The 14,382-nt window shown below is 53.6% G+C and carries 14 protein-coding genes, 1 tRNA gene and 1 pseudogene; 6 read left to right on the top strand and 10 right to left on the bottom strand.

What is annotated here, in order from left to right; all coding sequences use genetic code 11:
* Positions 1–39: 39 nt before the first annotated feature.
* From ccmI to ccmA, 9 genes are all read right to left on the bottom strand, one after another.
* Positions 40–1,254: a c-type cytochrome biogenesis protein CcmI gene (ccmI, locus tag DCL27_RS04865; RefSeq protein WP_080582862.1), complete on the bottom strand. Its 1,215-nt coding sequence runs from the start codon at positions 1,252–1,254 to the stop codon at positions 40–42.
* The gene (locus DCL27_RS04860; RefSeq protein ID WP_005288424.1) at positions 1,251–1,751 is read right to left on the bottom strand and encodes a cytochrome c-type biogenesis protein; all 501 of its coding nucleotides are present in this window, start codon (positions 1,749–1,751) and stop codon (positions 1,251–1,253) included. Before DCL27_RS04860 ends, ccmI begins: the two co-directional genes overlap by 4 nt.
* A complete protein-coding gene (locus DCL27_RS04855) occupies positions 1,748–2,302 on the bottom strand; it encodes a DsbE family thiol:disulfide interchange protein (protein ID WP_005288427.1) in 555 nt (184 codons plus the stop codon). Before DCL27_RS04855 ends, DCL27_RS04860 begins: the two co-directional genes overlap by 4 nt.
* Entirely contained in the window at positions 2,299–4,263 is a 1,965-nt protein-coding gene (locus DCL27_RS04850) for a heme lyase CcmF/NrfE family subunit (RefSeq protein WP_228594478.1), read from the bottom strand. Before DCL27_RS04850 ends, DCL27_RS04855 begins: the two co-directional genes overlap by 4 nt.
* Positions 4,264–4,269: 6 nt before the next feature.
* Positions 4,270–4,755, bottom strand: a complete 486-nt coding sequence (ccmE, locus tag DCL27_RS04845) for a cytochrome c maturation protein CcmE (protein WP_035595120.1) — start codon at positions 4,753–4,755, stop codon at positions 4,270–4,272.
* The gene (gene ccmD / locus DCL27_RS04840; protein ID WP_005288434.1) at positions 4,755–4,988 is read right to left on the bottom strand and encodes a heme exporter protein CcmD; all 234 of its coding nucleotides are present in this window, start codon (positions 4,986–4,988) and stop codon (positions 4,755–4,757) included. Before ccmD ends, ccmE begins: the two co-directional genes overlap by 1 nt.
* Positions 4,985–5,737 (bottom strand): heme ABC transporter permease, encoded by a 753-nt coding sequence (locus DCL27_RS04835; RefSeq protein ID WP_005294483.1) that lies wholly within the window; start codon positions 5,735–5,737, stop codon positions 4,985–4,987. The genes ccmD and DCL27_RS04835 overlap by 4 nt, the downstream gene beginning before the upstream one ends.
* A 177-nt stretch (positions 5,738–5,914) precedes the next feature.
* Positions 5,915–6,574 carry a heme exporter protein CcmB gene (gene ccmB, locus DCL27_RS04830; RefSeq protein WP_005288437.1) on the bottom strand — a complete coding sequence of 220 codons (660 nt, stop codon included), beginning with the start codon at positions 6,572–6,574 and terminating at the stop codon, positions 5,915–5,917.
* The gene (gene ccmA / locus DCL27_RS04825; protein WP_035595123.1) at positions 6,571–7,194 is read right to left on the bottom strand and encodes a cytochrome c biogenesis heme-transporting ATPase CcmA; all 624 of its coding nucleotides are present in this window, start codon (positions 7,192–7,194) and stop codon (positions 6,571–6,573) included. Before ccmA ends, ccmB begins: the two co-directional genes overlap by 4 nt.
* Positions 7,195–7,935: 741 nt before the next feature.
* Between ccmA and DCL27_RS04820 the strand changes: the two genes are divergently transcribed.
* The 5 genes from DCL27_RS04820 to cspE all read left to right on the top strand — a co-directional run bounded on the left by DCL27_RS04820 (position 7,936) and on the right by cspE (position 11,839).
* Positions 7,936–8,145: a DUF1656 domain-containing protein gene (locus DCL27_RS04820; protein WP_005288440.1), complete on the top strand. Its 210-nt coding sequence runs from the start codon at positions 7,936–7,938 to the stop codon at positions 8,143–8,145.
* Between the two features lie 11 nt (positions 8,146–8,156).
* Positions 8,157–9,146, top strand: a complete 990-nt coding sequence (locus DCL27_RS04815; RefSeq protein ID WP_035600403.1) for an HlyD family secretion protein — start codon at positions 8,157–8,159, stop codon at positions 9,144–9,146.
* Between the two features lie 8 nt (positions 9,147–9,154).
* On the top strand, positions 9,155–10,819 hold the full coding sequence (locus tag DCL27_RS04810) for an FUSC family protein (protein WP_005288456.1): 1,665 nt from the start codon (positions 9,155–9,157) through the stop codon (positions 10,817–10,819).
* Positions 10,820–11,033: 214 nt separating this feature from the next.
* A tRNA-Arg gene (locus tag DCL27_RS04805) sits at positions 11,034–11,108 on the top strand.
* 515 nt (positions 11,109–11,623) lie between these two features.
* Positions 11,624–11,839, top strand: coding sequence for a transcription antiterminator/RNA stability regulator CspE (gene cspE, locus DCL27_RS04800; protein WP_005288610.1), 216 nt, complete (start codon positions 11,624–11,626; stop codon positions 11,837–11,839).
* A gap of 173 nt (positions 11,840–12,012) precedes the next feature.
* Here cspE and DCL27_RS04795 read toward each other — a convergent pair.
* A pseudogene (locus tag DCL27_RS04795) lies at positions 12,013–12,546 on the bottom strand (integrase core domain-containing protein); the annotation flags it as partial.
* Between the two features lie 273 nt (positions 12,547–12,819).
* Here DCL27_RS04795 and DCL27_RS04790 point away from each other — a divergent pair.
* Positions 12,820–14,064: a phospholipase D-like domain-containing protein gene (locus DCL27_RS04790; protein ID WP_181880784.1), complete on the top strand. Its 1,245-nt coding sequence runs from the start codon at positions 12,820–12,822 to the stop codon at positions 14,062–14,064.
* Positions 14,065–14,382 lie beyond the last annotated feature (318 nt).

Here is a 14,382-nt window from a genome sequence, read left to right as displayed (position 1 = left end):
GGGGCGCCCTTAATACCAACATCTCCAGCAGTGAGCCGCTTACGGCGTCTGCCTATTGAGGGTTATCGCTACCGTTTTACCGCTAGTATAGGGTAAAACTGCACTTTCTCCGAACACATTGCTCGCGCCCTCTGCCACTCCCTCGGCCGGGGCTACCTGCACCCGCACCTGGAACTGGCTTAACGACGAGAGCAGGTGTTCCGGCATCATGGCATCGCTGTCCGACAGGGTTACCGACTGAGGGAAGTGACCTAACGGCAGACGCTTGACCGCCACTGGCAACGGGTTCTTACCGTCGGTTACGGTGATCAGCAACTGACTCCCCGGCGCTAATTGCCGCTCCAAGGCGGGAGCCATCGCGATATCGACCCGTATCTGGGCGGCATCGATCCCGGCCTGTACCCGAGCCTGCGCGATACTACGCTCGATCATGTCACGACGCCGATCGTCCGGCGGCAACAGCTTCAGCATCATCTCCCAGGCGCCAATCGCCTGACGGTACTCCCCCTGCTCGAAAGCATTAAAGGCCAGCAGACTCAGCACCTGGGTATTCTGGTGATCTTGGCTAAGCAAGCGACGCAGCAAGACCGACGCGTCACGGTTATCCTGCTCATCGCTGGATCGCGTCAGCACTTCCGCATAGCCCAGAGCCACCTCCGGTTCATTGGGCGCCAGTTTATAGGCATGGGCGAACGCCTGTGTCGCCGTCGTGGCGTTATTCAACGCCATACCGATACGTCCCAGCATGACCCAGTCCGCCACGTTGTTAGGATGCTGTTGTAACTCGGTACGCAACCCCAATCCCAGACGCGCCAACTCTTCACGATCCAGCGGCTTCTGCGCCTCATTCATCACCCGTTCGCGCAGTTGTGGCATCTGCGCCATCACCTGATGCCATTCGGCGACCTGACGCCAACCACCGGTCTTCAGATAGACGCCGAGTGACAAGGCCACCAATACCACCAAGCCCGGTAATAACGCCCAGCGACTGAGCGGGGCCGCGCGCCGAGTCTGCTCACCCGGCACGTCATTCAGCAGATTATGCTGCAGATCGGCCAGCATCTCCGCATGCCCCTCGACAATCCCCTGCGCCTCATCCTGTTCCAGCTCACGCAGGCGTTGATGATAGAGTTGGGTATTCAAACGATCGCGATCCGCCGCGCTAAGCTCGCGTGGGGTGCGCAACGCGGGGATCAAGAACAACGCCGCCGCACCCACCAGCAACAGCAGCACTATCAGCCAAAAGGTTATCATCGATGCTCTCCGTCATCATCCTGGTTGAGCAGGCGCTGTAGGCGCCGTTGCTCGGCGGCGCTAAGCGCTGAAGGCGTCACGCCCTCCCCCTCAGCCGGCGAAGCGGGGCGACGGCGGGCGAGACGCACCAAGATCCACACCCCGCCGAGGATCGCCAATACCGGCCCGATCCACAGGATCAACGTCGCCGGTGTCACCGGCGGCTCATAGGTCACAAAGTTGCCGTAACGCGCCACCATATAATCCACCACCTGCTGCTGGTTATACCCTTGCTGCATCAGCTCATACACCTTCTGGCGCATGTCCGAGGCAATGATAGAGTTAGAGTCGGCAATGCTATTATTCTGGCATTTGGGGCAACGTAACTGCTCCGTCAGCTCGCGGTATTGCTGTTCCTGCTGCTCACTGGTGAAGTTGTAGGTGTCGATCACCGCCGCCCACAACAACCCCGGCAGGAGAAGCCCCAGCGCCAGTAGCGCACTGCGTAGTGCGGTCATGATTGCCCTCCCTGATATTTCAACCACAGTGGTTCGATCTCTTCTTTCCAGACTCGCTCATTGAGATCACCGGCGTGGCGATAACGAATGATGCCGTTGCCATCGATCAGGAAGGTCTCCGGCGCACCGTATACCCCCAGATCCAACCCCAACATGCCATCGCCGTCATACAGGCTCAGGGCATAAGGATTACCCAGCTCATTCAGCCACTTGATCGCCTTCTGACGATCATCCTTATAGTTCAAGCCAACCACACGTACCCCGCGGGCTGCCAGCGTGTTCAAATACTTATGCTCGGCATAGCAGGTCGGACACCAGGTCGCCCAGACGTTGAGTAGCAGCGGCTTGCCATCGTGCAATACCGACTGGCTATAGGTCTTCCCCGGCGTATCCAGCGAGGCCAAACGGAAGGTGGGTACCGGTTTCCCGATCAACGCCGACTCCAGCAGGGTCGGATCTTCCCCGTCGGCATTACGCTGCAACTGCACCAGGAAGGCCACGACCAACAGTAAAAACAGCACCAGCGGGACAAAAAGCCATTTACGATTCATGCTGTTTTCTTCTCCTGACTCTCCGCCGTACGGCGCGAACGGTAACGCGGATCCAGCATACACAACAGCCCACCCACAGCCATCAGCACGCCGCCATACCAGATCCAACGAACAAAGGGTTTGTAGTACAGACGCACCGCCCAGACACCGTCGGACAACTCCTCACCCAGCGCAGCGTACAGATCGCGTGTCAGACCGCCATCCACCGCTGCCTCGGTCATCATGCTGCGCGCATTGGTGTAGAAGCGCTTCTCGGCACGTAGAATGGTTTCCAGCTGATCGTTACGGATCACATCGATCAACGCCTCCCCCCCGGTATAGTTGGGACCGCTGATCTCATGCACATCACGGAACACGAAGCGATAGTCGCGGATCTGTAGGCTGTCGCCCGACTTCATCCGCACATCGCGCTCGATGCTATAGTTCTGGCTAAAGGCGATACCAATCACCGTCACCGCGACCCCCAGATGCGCCAGCACCATGCCCCAATGGCTACGTGATAGCTTACCCAGACCACGCCATAGGCCGTCACGATGAGTCGCCCGCTGATACAACTCCACCAGCGTCAGCACTACCACCCACAACGCCATGACTAGCCCGACCACCGTCATCGCCACGATGCGATCCTGCAGCCACCACGGCAACAGCAACGCCAATAACACGCTGATCACCAGGGCACACAGCAGCGGTTTACGCAGCCGACCTAAGGTATCACGCCGCCAACGCACCAATGGCCCAATCCCCAACAGCAGGGCAAACGGCACCATCAGGTAAGTAAACATGGTATTGAAGAACGGCTCACCGATGGAGATGCTGCCCAGCCCCAGCTGCTTATGCACCAACGGCAGCAGGGTACCCAGCAGCACCACCAGCGTGGCCGCCACCAACAGCACGTTGTTGCCGAGCAACAGCGTCTCACGGGAGAACAGCTCATGGCGGGTATAACTACGCACTTGGCCACCGCGCAGCGCATACAGCAGCAGCGAGCCACCGATCACCACCACCAGATAGGCGAGGATGAACATGCCACGCGCCGGATCGGAGGCGAAGGCGTGAACCGAGACCAACACCCCGGAGCGCACCAGGAAGGTGCCCAATAGACACAGTGAGAAGGAGGTGATAGCCAGCAACACCGTCCAAGCCTTGAAGGCCCCACGCTTTTCGGTGACGGCCAGCGAATGCAGCAACGCGGTCCCCGTCAGCCACGGCATTAACGAAGCGTTCTCCACCGGATCCCAGAACCACCAGCCACCCCAGCCCAACTCATAGTAGGCCCAGAACGAACCGAGGACGATGCCCAGGGTGAGGAATACCCAGGCGGCCATGGTCCAGGGACGCGACCAACGCGCCCAGGCGGTATCCAACCGCCCGGCCATCAGCGAGGCGATGGCGAAGGCGAAGGCCACCGAGAAACCGACATAGCCCATGTACAACAACGGCGGATGGAAGATCAGCCCGACATCTTGCAGCAAGGGGTTCAGATCACGTCCGTCGATGGGAAAGCCAGGCAACGTGCGAATAAAGGGATTCGAGGTAAGCAGGATGAACAGCAAAAAGCCGATATTGATCATCCCCATCACCGCGAGCACACGGGCGACCGAGTCTTGCGGCATGCGGCGGCTCAACAATGCCACCGCCAGCGTCCACCAACTCAGCAGCATGACCCACAGCAGCAACGAGCCCTCATGCGAGCCCCAGGTCGCCGCGATACGGAAGTAGACCGGCAACTGCGAGTTAGAGTTGGCCGCCACATAGGCTACGCTGAAGTCGTTGGCGACAAAAGCATACACCAGGCAGGCAAAAGCGAGAGTGATGCTGGCGAATAACCCGAAGGCCAATGGCCGCGCCAGCGCCATCATCCGCGCGTCGTTACGTGCCGCGCCCCAGCTAGGGTAGACGCTGAGCAGCACCGACACCGCTAACGCCAACGACAGAAGAAAATTACCGATCTCAGGGATCATGATGGGTTACCGCCCTGTTGATTGTTCAGTCGTACCCGCCTGCGGCATGTGATGATTCTCTTTCATCGCCGCTTCCACCTCTGGCGGGGTGTATTTCTCGTCATGCTTAGCCAGCACCTCTTTCGCCTGGATCACATTGCCCGGCTCCAGCACGCCCTGAGCCACGACGCCCTGCCCCTCGCGGAACAGATCCGGCAGGATGCCGGTATAGGTGACATCGACCACACCATGAGCATCGTACAGCTTGAAGTTGACGCGCAGGCTATTGGGATCACGCTGTACCGAGCCCGGCATGACCATTCCGCCGATACGCAACCGCTGCCCCACCTCTGGTTTTTCATGCTGTTCGCCCTTCCCCATCAAGATTTCACTCGGGGTGTAGAACAGATCGATGTTGGCGCGCAAGGCATACAACACTAATGACACCGTCACCACTAAGCCGACCAGCACGCCGATAACCAGATACAGGCGATTTTTACGCCGTGGATTCATCATGATGTATATCCTCCTTGATCGGCGTCCGCCGCCGCTGACTGCGCCTGACGCATGCGTAACTCGCGCGCCTGATGGCGACGGATTTCACGGAACAGTGCACGCCGACGCAGGGTAGTGTGCAGCACCAAACCTAACAACGGCAATAGGCTCAACGCGACCGAGAGCCAGACGTAGAAGGCATACCCCCCCATCGCAAAGAAGGCCTGCCAAGAATCGAAGAATGGAGTCATTGCGCGCGCCTCCCTCGCGAACCCGCCGACGTCAGCAATGCCGTCACCCATGGGCGATGACGCTCTTGCTGTAGGATCAAGTTACGCAGACGCATCAGCGTCAACGTGATGAAGAAAAAGAGGAAGCCAAAAATGCTGAGGCGCAACGGGGCGCGCATACTCGGGTCGACGCTCTGCTGCATATTACTGGAGCCTTGGTGCAGGGTATTCCACCACTCGACGGAGAAATGGATGATCGGTAAGTTGACTACCCCCACCAACACCAAGATGCCCGCGGCGCGCCCGGCGAGACGTCGATCGTCAAAGGCGTGATACAGCGCGATGACACCCAGATAGAGAAACAGCAATACCAGCTCGGAGGTCAGACGGGCGTCCCATACCCACCAGGTTCCCCACATCGGCTTGCCCCACGCCGACCCCGTCGCCAGCGCGATGAAGGTGAAGACGGCCCCGACCGGTGCCATGGCGGCGCTGACCAGATCCGCCATTTTCATCTGCCACACCAATCCCACGAAGGCAGCGATGGCCATCCCGGCATAGATCCCCATCGACCAGATGGCTGCCGGGACATGCAGGTACATGATACGGTAGCTATTCCCCTGCTGATAATCGGCGGGCGCGAAGCCGAAGCCCCAGATCAGACCGGCCAGAAGAAACAGGATACCAAGCCCCCCCAACCAGGGAGTCAGTCTGCCGCACAGCCGATAGAGCCGTTCCGGCATGGCAAGCTGATGAAGCCATTTCCACATAGCGATTTGCTCACAAATAATAATGAATGGTCCGGGCTCGCGCCCGGAATGATGAAAAGTCATTCAAAGTCAGCGTTAATCCAAGAGAAACGCCGCAAATTTTGTCCTGTTGATAGCCACAGCAGCAACAAGGTTTTAGTTATCGCTGCATGTAAAGATCGCCCTATAACTATCACCTTACTGGATACTCACACGTAATGCGGCGGCGGCGGCGAATGGCGCCAGTGTCATACTCCCGGCCAGCATCGCCCCCAAGATCGCCAAATACCCTCCGATGGGCATCCCCATCGATGCCGCATCGATCGCCGAGGTGGCGAAGATCAGCACCGGAATATACAGCGGCAGCACCAAGAGACTCAGCAATACCCCGCCTTTACGCAGCCCCACCGTCAGCGCGACCCCGATCGCGCCGATAAAGCTCAATGTCGGTGTTCCGAGCAGCAGCGTCAACGCGACCGCCTGCCACGTCGCGACATTGAATGACAGCAACAGTGCGACCAACGGCGACAGAATCAACAACGGCAATCCCGTCAGCAGCCAATGCGCGACCACCTTGGCGAGGACCGTTAACGTCAGCGGGGCGGGCATCAACACCAGTTGCTCTAACGAACCATCCAAAAAGTCATCTTTAAACAGCCGCTCTAGCGAGAGCAGCGACGCCAGCAATGCGGCCACCCAGACGATACCCGGTGCGATGCGCGCCAGTAGCTGAGGCTCAGGGCCGATGCTCAAAGGAAACAGCGTTACGACAATCAGAAAGAACCACAGCGGGTTAATAATTTCAGCGCCACTACGTGCGGCGATCCTCAGCTCGCGCCGAATCACTGCCAAGATCATACCGCCCTCTCTTCACCACGCAGGCATAGCCGACGCATATTGGAATAATTCAGCTCCTGATGGGTGGTCAGGATAATCGTCCCGCCGCTGGCGGTATGACGCGCGAACAACGCGAGTAAACGTGCCACGCCACGCTTATCGATCGCCGTCAACGGTTCATCCAGGATCCACAAGGGCGCCTCACTCAACCATAGGCGCGCCAGCGCGACGCGCCGCTGCTGCCCCGCCGAGAGTTGGGCGATGGGGACATCTTCAAAACCGACCAGTTCGACTTGGGCAAGCGCCTGCCAGATAGCCTCGTCATCACGCTGGCCCAATACTCGGCAATAAAACGCCAGATTCTCAAAGGCCGTCATCACACTCTTCACGCCGGGGTGATGCCCTAGATATAACAGGTGCTGCTGGTAATGTTCCCGTTGACGACGGATCGACGCCCCCTGCCAGATGATCTCGCCGCTGTCCGGCAAGGACAACCCCGCCAACATGCGTAGCAGTGTGGTCTTCCCGGCGCCGTTCGGCCCCTCGATCTGCACCATCTCTCCCGGCTGTACCCGAAAACTCAGATCTTCAAACAACACGCGCTCATCGCGCCGACAGCCCAGGCGGGAAATCGTCAACATGGATAGATTCTGCTCTGATTGGAATCGCTGCATAATAGCATAAGCCCCCCTCTCCCCGAACCCTGTACACGCCCTGCGACCTAACTCATTCGGGGTAAAATAATGCGCCAGATCAAGGATAATCATCGGGTCTGTCCCGCTAAGGCACTGGAAATGCCGCCCATACCGACGCAGTTCACATTTTACCGTTTGGCATGCATGCAGTCAGTCGCTAACGGGCAAGAGAGCGAGGAAAGCGCAGTGTATTAATCACGGCGAGAGGACCTAGCACACCGTTATCCCCCGACAGCGATGTCATTCCCGCTGTACTGCGCTCCACTCATCCTAATCAACAATCATCATTAGGCACAATAAAGAAAGATTTCACTATTTCTTAATTAGATCAGCTTGATATATATCGAATATATATTATGGAAATAAACATTATTATCACCGATTAAAAATCGGACACGCCCTCCCCTGCGCACAACCGCCCCCAATGATGACGGGAGGCGTCCTAGCGAAGCTAGAGGTGTTCGCGCATCACACTGGCACAATAGCGGTGAGCATCTATAATAGCATAATAAATAAAATGATTTTTATCGGATCGAAACAAGTGCAGACAGCGAACGCCAGGCGAGATTGCCTAATTACGCGGCACATAAAGCCCTGTTTCATTATCCCTATGAAATAATAATGCACATTATCAATAGTGTGCTATATAATACCCGAATAGAACTACTATAATAATCGTAGGCCATTATGGAACTCTTTAACGACGTCGTGCTACTGAATGCCTTTATCCCCAAGCTGGTGGTATTAGGTATTCTTTGTTTCATTATCACGCAACTGTCGGTGAAATTTGCCGCACGTTATCGTCTATTAAGTTATTTCTGGCACCCACGCCTCATCGTCTGGGCTTATGCATCGGCCATCTATGCATTACTGGTTATCGCCATCCTTCATTTCTAACAGGTCATGATATGCTAAAGTCACCCGCTTCACGTACGGCGTTATTTCTCGCCATTACCTCCACGATCATTATCTTTGGCATCCATCAATACAACCAGCAGCTGAGTACTCGCCATGGCGTCGTACGGGCAAATATCATCGATATTACGCCGCAAGTAAGCGGCTTGGTGACACAGGTAAATGTACGCCACAATCAAACGGTCAAAAAGGGTGACTTACTGTTCTCCATCGACGATAGCGACTATAAGATCAATGTGCAGAATGCCCAAGCTAATCTGGCGAATGTCGAGCAGCAGTTGTTAGAGCAGAGCGCGGCGGTCCTGTCGGCCAAGGCCGCGCTACAAAACGCACAGAGCCAATACAGCTATATGCAGTCGAATTTTCAACGCATCAGTAACTTGAAGCAGCGTAACTTCGCCTCAACCAATGACTACCAACAGGCCGAGACCGATCTCAATGTGAGTAAAGGCAACGTCGCCACCGCCCAGGCACGGCTGCAACAGGCGATCGCCGCTCGTGGCGCACTCGGGGATGACAACGCACAGCTATTGGCCGCTAAGGCCTCACTGGCTAAAGCCGAACTGGATCTCTCGCGTACCCATATCTATGCGCCTAGCAACGGAAAAATCGCCACGGTCAATCTCAACGTCGGCGACTACGCCCGTCCCGGTAACGCATTGCTGGCCGAGGTCGATACCGATAACATCTGGGTAGAGGGTGCCTTCCCTGAAACCGTGATCGCCGGCATTCGCGCCGGCGATAAGGCCAAGGTCTATCTGATGGCCGATACCCATGTTGCCTACCATGGCCATGTACAGAGTATCGGTTCGGCGATCAACTCCAAAGAGTTGCCGAATCCCGGCTTACTCTCTGAGTTGCCCCAGGTCTTTGACTGGGTTCGCCTGGCAGAAAACGTACCAGTGAATATTCAATTAGATCCTGGCAGTAACATGGAGAATTTTATTCCGGGACTCAGTGCTACCGTCGATATCGTTAAATAAGGCGCCCCATGCTACTACAAAGCCTAAAAGCCCTCCGACTCACCCTCGCCGTGATGCTCTCGCTCTATCTCGCGATACGGCTGGGGATGCACTCACCGGATTGGGCGGTGACCAGCGCGCTGATCGTCTCGTTGGGGACGATCGGCCAAATCCGCAGCCGCTGGTGGCAACGCATCGTCGGTAACTTTGTCGGTGGCAGCCTCGGTTTCTTCGTCATCTGGTGGCTAGCCCAAGACCCCTTCACCATCATGCTCTGTGCCGCGCTGTTTGGCAGCGTCTGCACCTATATCAGCCTGACACATTTCCAATACAAGGACATGTGGCGCTGGGTGATCATCGGCTTTATCATCGTCTTTAGCGCCTCCCTCTCCAATCCCAGCCACGCCTTCAGCGTGTTGTTCGACCGCGTAGGGTGTGTCTTCATCGGCTCTTCGGTGATCTTCATCTTCAACCTCGTATGGCCTTTGGAGTACGCCGCATCATGGCAGAAGCAATATCACGTTATTCTGGAAAAGTTAGCTATCCTACTCAATAAAGAGGATGTGGATGCGGTCGCGCTATACCTGGACCTGTCACAAAAGATCGACCTGTTGCGCCAGTCGCTATCCCTAAACTATAGCGATTATCGCAGTATCTACGCTCAGGAATACAACCTGATCAATAGTATCTACGCGCTGGAGAAGCTCAGTCGCCACCTCTACTCCTTGCGTATGCAACATGCCCTAGATGATCAGGCCAAAGCATGGATTAATGCCGCCATCGCGGCGGCCAAGGCGCGCGAGGCTATCCCTCCGATTGAGATGGCGCACTCCCCACGTTATGCCTCATTACTGACGCTGATCGCCGCTGATTTGCAAGGCATAGTAGAAAAAAATGCGACCACCGATGCGCAAAGCCGCTTTCGTTGGCAGTGGCAAAACCGGATGTTTAGCGCGGGAACCGACTCCGCCTTTACCAGCGCACTGCTATTCTTCGTCAGCTGTATACTGAGTCTGCTACTCTGGCGTTATGGTTGGCCTGGTGGTCCGCAGGTGATGCTCTTGACGGCGGTACTCCTGGTGATGTGCCAATACGGTGAACGCATGTCACCCAAGGGTTTCGCCATTGGCTTTAGTATCGGCACGCTGTTCGCCTTCCCGATCTTTGTTTTCCTATTACCGAACCTGCACGATGCCAATGCCTTTTGGCTGAGCATGCTGCTTATCTACTTCCCGATGGCCTTTGTGATGAATGGGCAATATAAAGTCCGAGCCATCCCTTTTATCGCCTTCGCCGTCGCTGTCATGGTCAACGCCAACAGCCATAACTACGTTCCTGGCAATGACTATTTCAATGGCTATACCACCTTCCTGTTTGCCTTGGTCGCCGTCATCACCATCAGTTCCGCCACGCTCAGTTTGCTGGTGGTGAATGATACCGAGACACGCCTCAAGGCGCAGATCGCAGGTTGGGCGAAGGAGCGGCAGCGCTTCCTCAGCCAGCGTAACCCGGATCGCAGTAAGATACTGGCTCGTCTGGAGCGTCGTACCGACATTATTATCAGCATGTACAGTAAACTAGACCCGGCACAACAAGAACAGTGGCGCAGAAGGGTATCGACGATACCGTTAATGCTGACACGTATCCAACGCTGGGAGCAAGTCGAGGTCCCCTCCTCCGCGCTAAGCGCTTGATCGTCGAGGCGTCGCTCGCCCTTGTGGCGTGCTGCTTTCGGCACGCCGCAGGCCGTCTATTTAGCAGACAGACTATTTAATAGACGGAACTGCATAAAAATACTGCACCCTGCCCCCCACGCCGAGGATTGGCTTGAAAAAAAGAGAAGGAATACGCTAGGATAGCTCCCGGCTTTCGCATAGATAGCGTCATAATGCCTAATCTTATTCGCGTGTTCCCTTAGTTAAATGGATATAACGAGCCCCTCCTAAGGGCTAGTTGCAGGTTCGATTCCTGCAGGGAACGCCATTACACCGTTCGCACGCATCCGCAGAAGTCCGTTAAGTTCCCGCCCAGTCACACAACCCATTACCGCACTAGGCCGCGCTCACACCGTCCCAAGTGCAAAAAATTGGCAATCCAGAAAACTACCGCTCAACAGATGGCTGCCCCAAATCTGTCCCACATATGACCGCCATACGCCCTTACCAGCAGCTACTACCGTCCAGATTGCTTTATGCATCAGGGATGCGCCATAACACAACATGCTGGCCAAGAGCAAAAATGGCAGACCTCCAAGCATCGGCACATCCGGATGGCTAAAATAAAGCTTGTGCTTACCGACGCCATATGAGTTAATGACATCACGGTTTGCAGAACAGACCTTAATAAAGCAGTTTTAGTCAAGTAGCCTCAGCTCCAGTGTTATCTTCTGATTTCCCTTTATCGTGAGTCTCCTCCTTCAATGCCTTAGTAAGCTTTTCTGTCAAAGCAGGCCCATTTCGTCACCCTGAGTGACTCACAAAATTTAGAAGGTAATAACAATGTCTAATAAAATGACTGGTTCTGTAAAATGGTTCAACGCAGATAAAGGCTTCGGCTTTATCTCCCCGGCTGATGGCAGCAAGGACGTTTTCGTTCACTTCTCTGCTATCCAAAGCAATGAATTCCGTACCCTGGATGAAGGACAAAAGGTTGAGTTCTCTGTAGAGAATGGCCCTAAAGGCCCTTCAGCCGTAAACGTAGTTGCTATCAACTAATTTTATAGGCTCGATCTCCTGCGATAACGAAGATGGCTAGAGCCGGAGTAGACAGATAGATAGAGCCTATATAAGAAAACCGGAGCTAACGTGGCTCCGGTTTTTTTGGTCTCTAGTGTGATCGGTATCCCATCCACTAGCCAACCGGCGTGGCGACTGTAAATAGGCCCGTTTTAGCGCCATGCACTTTTTGAGATCCTACCTTATTATTTTGCAGGCGGAACACCTCCAATATCATGTTATTCGGTGATTCGTGCGGGCGTTTATGGTGGTATGCTGATAGTCATCTCCTCGTAATATCCCGTACTTTATTCAACGTTCTAAACAGATAAAGATCGAATGTTTCTGTATGGTATGTCCGATTCAATCATTCAATGAATGCGTTCTGCGTCCGTTTACCCGGTTGGATAACTTCCAGTTTTATTTCCTGTTTCTCGGCCCAATCAGCCAATGCCAGAGAAATAAACTCCGGGCCATGATCCATGTGAAACATAGCTGAATAGACACGCTTTCCCGCGCTCCTGTCGAGTACATACACCACCTAGGGTGGCTGGCAGATTCAGCTCGATTTCAATCGACAACGCTTCCCGGTTAACGTCATCAATGACATTGAACGTGCGAAAGCGACGACCATAAATCAGGACATCATACATAAAATCGACAGGCCAACTCTGGTTCTGCGCTTCCGATATGGCCAACGGCGAGGGAATAGCACTAAAGCCGACATATATACTGATATATCAGACTCTGATGATTACGCGACAAAAACATCCCACCTATAAATAATTTCATCTCGCGAAGTTCACATATAAATATCAATGCGACGATAACACCCTGGTTTAATGATGTAAGAATAGTGTCAGGAGCTGACTGCCATGATGCTTGTTTTTTTATTCATCTTATTAAATAATACGAATTGAAAACATCAAAGATATATTTACGTGAAGTATAGATAGAACCTACCCAGAGGATAAATATAAATGAAGAAACTCACTCTTGCGGCTATCATTGCCAGCATTTCTTTTTCGACCTATGCTAGCCAGGCACAACAGGCTGACTTTGAACTAATGCAAGCCATACCCGAAAATACTGAGCATGTTTTCCAACAGCCGGAGATAAGCTCCACGGCCACAGTCTGGCTAGAAATGATCAAACAGGCCAAGCATTCTCTTGATATTGGTACATTTTATATTACTAATAAACCTGGAGAAAAATTAGAACCCATTATTAATGCGATCAAAGATGCCGCCCGGCGAGGCGTAAAAGTTCGGATCCTAACCGAAGCTATGCATCTAGGAGGAAGCAGCGATCCCGTGCAACTATTCCAGAACATTGCTAACATCACTGTACGTCAGGTCGATTATAAAAAAATCGCCGGGGGCGTGATGCATGCCAAGTATATGATAGTCGATAACGAAAACGTTGCCGTCAATAGTGCCAACTGGAGTTGGATCTCGCTTTCTCAGATCCATAATATCGGTGTCCGCATTCGCAATCCCCAACTCGCCACGACAATCCTGGCCGTCTTTAACCTCGACTGGCAACTGGCTGAAAATAATAATGGGCCACAGGATCATCATCTGCGTAATAATATGCAAAAAACAATGTGGGTAACGGCACAGCGACCGGCCATGGTCAGTTATCATCATGAGACACTGCTGGTCCACCCCGCTTTCAGCCCCGTAGACATGCGTCCGAATGGGACTGACAGTGAGATCTCACAAATGATTGCTGCGATCGACAATGCCCATCATGATCTAAAAATGCAGGTAATGACATTTTCTGGGTTTAAAAAATATGGTTATGTTGGATATTGGGATGAACTCTACAATGCTATCGCCAATGCGGCGCAACGTGGTGTACATGTCAAAATCATCGTAGCGGATTGGAATAACAGCCAACCGGCCAATGATTTTATGAAAACGCTCCAGCTACTCCCCAATGTCGAGGTAAAAATCAGCACCATCCCACCTCTGAAGTCCCGCTACATCCCCTACTCACGGGTTGAGCATGAGAAATACTTCGTGGTCGATAATGACCTCAGCTGGTTAACCACCAGTAACTGGGAGTGGGGATATTTTTATACCACTCGTAATATCGCGCTCTTAATCAATGGTAAACAACCTGCACAAATCTTAGGGAGATTGTTCGATACCGATTGGAATGGCCCTTATACACAAATGCTAGACATCAGCAAAAACTATCAATCGCCTAAGCATAACTAATACCTCCTCCTATTACCTTCAGCGTTACTCAAGTAGCGCTGAAGGTAATATCATTATATTTAAATACTATGATCAGCATCATCAAATACGGCGTTATCGATAGAGGGTATTGATTACACCCCAGAATGACTTATTAAAATAAGCATCCCTACCACTCTGATGAGAGCCAGCAATAACGACATTTAGAATAAGTAAAATCTTACTGCCCCCCGATCTATCACTTATCGTTTTCTATTGACAAGAAAATTGCCGGCATATACCGGCAATAATACAGCGAGGATCAGGCATCAAATTCGCAAGCAAACCAATAAGGAATGT

Origin of the sequence: Edwardsiella tarda ATCC 15947 = NBRC 105688, from assembly GCF_003113495.2 — a bacterium.
GTDB lineage: Bacteria > Pseudomonadota > Gammaproteobacteria > Enterobacterales > Enterobacteriaceae > Edwardsiella > Edwardsiella tarda.
This window is presented reverse-complemented; position numbering and strand designations above follow the sequence as displayed.